Source organism: Gemmobacter sp. (genome assembly GCF_016792925.1).
Lineage (GTDB): Bacteria > Pseudomonadota > Alphaproteobacteria > Rhodobacterales > Rhodobacteraceae > Gemmobacter.
Genome location: NZ_JAEULU010000167.1, coordinates 1 through 3,222 on the forward strand (window position 1 = coordinate 1; position 3,222 = coordinate 3,222).

General features: G+C 68.4%; 3 protein-coding genes. All 3 read right to left on the reverse strand.

Annotation, left to right across the window (positions count from 1 at the left end; genetic code table 11):
* Nucleotides 1-329: 329 nt before the first annotated feature.
* Nucleotides 330-1,751 carry a UDP-N-acetylmuramate--L-alanine ligase gene (gene murC / locus JNN06_RS08020; RefSeq protein ID WP_291239069.1) on the reverse strand — a complete coding sequence of 474 codons (1,422 nt, stop codon included), beginning with the start codon at nt 1,749-1,751 and terminating at the stop codon, nt 330-332.
* 36 nt (nt 1,752-1,787) lie between these two features.
* Nucleotides 1,788-2,885 (reverse strand): UDP-N-acetylglucosamine--N-acetylmuramyl-(pentapeptide) pyrophosphoryl-undecaprenol N-acetylglucosamine transferase, encoded by a 1,098-nt coding sequence (locus JNN06_RS08025; RefSeq protein ID WP_291239070.1) that lies wholly within the window; start codon nt 2,883-2,885, stop codon nt 1,788-1,790.
* A gap of 4 nt (nt 2,886-2,889) precedes the next feature.
* The coding region (locus tag JNN06_RS08030; protein WP_291239071.1) for an FtsW/RodA/SpoVE family cell cycle protein at nt 2,890-3,222 on the reverse strand (333 nt) is incomplete at its 5' end.

Sequence of the window (3,222 nt, forward strand, 5' to 3'; positions counted from 1 at the left end):
GGCCGTGGGCTTGGTCATGGGGAGCGGGCGGAATTGGAAAAGCACTGCTTTTCCCCGCCCGTGTTGGGGCGGTCAGGCAAGACCGGATCAGCGAAGATGCAAGAGGCCTGCGCCCGCCCGGTGGGCGCGAAAGCGCCCGCCGCCCGGAGGGCGGGCGCTGGCCGGTGGCTTCGGGCCACCGGCCCTATGTGGCCAGGTTTCAACATGACCTCGGCGATGGCCTCGGCCATGGGCAACGGGAGCGCAGGAGCATCCCTGCTGGACTGACAGCGGCCCAAACGCGGCACGGTGCCCCGTCACCTCGGCGAGGCCTCGGCCATCGGGCGCGCTTATGCGGCCTTTTCGGTCAGTCTTGCGGGCAGGCCGTTGGCCCAGGCGCTGATCGTGCCGGCGCCGAGGCAGACGAAGATGTCGCCGGGGCGGGCCTGTTCGCGGCAGAGGCGGACGAGGTCGGCCTCATCGAGCGTGCTGCGGGCGTGGCGGTGGCCGTGGGCGATCAGGCCTGCCACCAGATCCTCGCCGCTGGCGCCGGGGATCGGGTCTTCGCCCGCCGCATAGACCGGCGCGATGCCCACCACATCGGCCTCGTTGAAACAGGTGCAGAACTCCTCGAACAGCGAGGACAGGCGGCTGTAGCGATGCGGCTGATGCACGGCGATCACCCGCGCGCCGTCGCGGCCCGCGATGGCCTGACGGGCGGCCTTCAGCACGGCGGCGATCTCGACCGGGTGATGGCCGTAATCGTCGATGATGGTGACGCCATTCACCTCGGCCACTTTGGTGAAGCGCCGGTTCACGCCGCCGAAATTCGCCAGCGCCTCGCGGATTTCATCCTTCTTCATGCCCAGATGGCGGGCCACCGCCACGGCGGACAGCGCGTTGGACACATTGTGATCGCCCGGCATCGGCAGGGTGCAGCCTTCGATTTTCGAACCTTCCCCCTCGCCTTGCAGCAGGATGTCGAAATGCGCCTTGCCATTTTCAAACCTGAGGTTCACCGCCCGCACATCGGCCTGCGCGTTGAAGCCAAAGGTCACCACGCGGCGATCCGTCACGCGGCCGACCAGCGCCTGCACCTCGGGGTGATCGGTGCAGCACACCGCCAAGCCGTAAAACGGGATGTTCGACACGAAATCGTAAAAGCCTTTGCGCAGGGCATCAAAGCTGCCCCAATGCTCCATATGCTCGGGGTCGATATTGGTGACGATGGCAATGGTGGCGGGCAGGCGGTTGAAAGAGCCGTCGCTTTCATCGGCCTCGACCACCATCCACTCCCCTGCCCCGGCCCGCGCATTGGAGCCATAGGCATGGATCACGCCGCCATTGATGACGGTCGGGTCCAGCCCGCCCTTGTCCAGCAGCGTGGCGACCATGGTGGTGGTGGTGGTTTTGCCATGGGTGCCCGCGATGGCGATATTGGAGCGCAGGCGCATGAGTTCGGCCAGCATCTCGGCCCGGCGCACCACGGGCAGCTTGCGGCGGCGCGCCTCCTCCAGCTCGGGGTTGCCGGGCTTGATGGCCGAGGAAATCACGATCACGGCGGCCTCGCCGATATTGGCGGCGGCCTGACCTTCAAAGAAGGTGGCGCCGAGGCTGACCAGCCGGTCGGTGATCTTGGAGGCCTTGGCATCCGACCCCTGCACCCGATAGCCATGGGTCATCAGCACCTCGGCAATGCCCGACATGCCGATGCCGCCGATGCCGACGAAATGGATGGGGCCAAGTTCGAGGGGCAGTTTGGTGGCGTTCATGGCACTCTTTCCGGGTCGCTTGGGGTCGGTGAGGGATCAGTCGTGATGGACAAGGCGCAGCACGAGATCGACCAGACGCGCGGTGGCATCGGGGCGGGCCTGCGCCAGCGCATTGGCGGCCATCTGCTCCGCCGCTTGCGGGTTCGACAGCACGGCGGCGATGTGCGCCGAGAGCGTGGCGGCGTCAAGCGCGGATTCGGGGATGAGGATGGCGGCCTCGGCGGAAACCAGCCCGCGGGCATTCGCTGTCTGGTGGTCGGCGGTGGCGGCGGCGAAGGGAATGAGGATCGCGGGCCGCCCGATCACCGAAATATCGGCCACCGAGGAGGCGCCGGAGCGCGAGATCACCAGCTGCGCCTCGGACAGGCGGCGGGGAATGTCGGTGAAGAAGGGCTCGACCTCGGCCATGAGGCCGGCGGCGTCATAGGCCTCGACCACGCGCGGCAGATCTTCGGCGCGGGCCTGATGGGCAATGCGCAGGTTACGGCGCAGGGCCTCGGGCAGCGCGGCGATGGCGGCGGGCACCACATCCGACAGGATGCGCGCGCCCTGGCTGCCGCCGATGACCACGAGGCTCATCGGGTAATCGCCGGGCGCGATATAGGGCGAGGCCGCGCGGTCCAGCACGGCGCCGCGCACCGGGTTGCCGGTATGGATGCCCTCGACCCCTTCGGGCAGCGCGGTGGGCCAGGTGCCGCAGGCCACGGCCTTCACCCGGCGGGCGAAAATCTGGTTCACCCGGCCCAGGACGCCGTTTTGTTCGTGGATCATCCGCGGCAGGCGCAGGAGCGTGGCGCCCGCGATGGCGGGGATGGAGGGATAGCCGCCAAAGCCCACCACCACCTCGGGCCGGTCGCGCAGCATGGCGAAGGCCGCCGCGATCACCCCGCCCGCGATGCGGAAGGGCACCAGCAGTTTCGCCAGAATGCCGCCGCGCGCGAAAGTGGCGGAGGAGACTTCCTCGATCTGCACGGCGGGGGGAAAGCCCCCGGCATAGCGGGCGCCGCGCGCATCGGTCGACAGTTTCACCCGCCAGCCGCGCGCGATCATCGCCTCGGCCAGCGCCTGCGCCGGAAACATATGGCCGCCTGTGCCGCCAGCCGCGATCAGAAGAAGCGGAGCCTTGGGCGCCATGGGATCAGCGCCCTCCCCGGCGGAACAGGATGTCTTGCAAGCCCCCTTGCGGCCGGGTGCGGGTGAGCGCGAGCAGCATGCCCACGGTGATGCCCGCAGCGATGACCGAGGAGCCGCCATAGCTCACGAAGGGCAGCGTCATGCCCTTGGCGGGCAGCAGGCGCACGGCGACGCCCATATTGATCATGGCCTGCACGCCGAAGATGCAGGCGAGGCCCGCCCCGGCAAGGCGCACGAAGGGGTCACGCTCTTTCATCAGCCGGAACATCGAACGCACGACGACCAGCCCGTAAAGCCCGAGGATGACGAGGACGAGGATCAGCCCGTATTCCTCGGC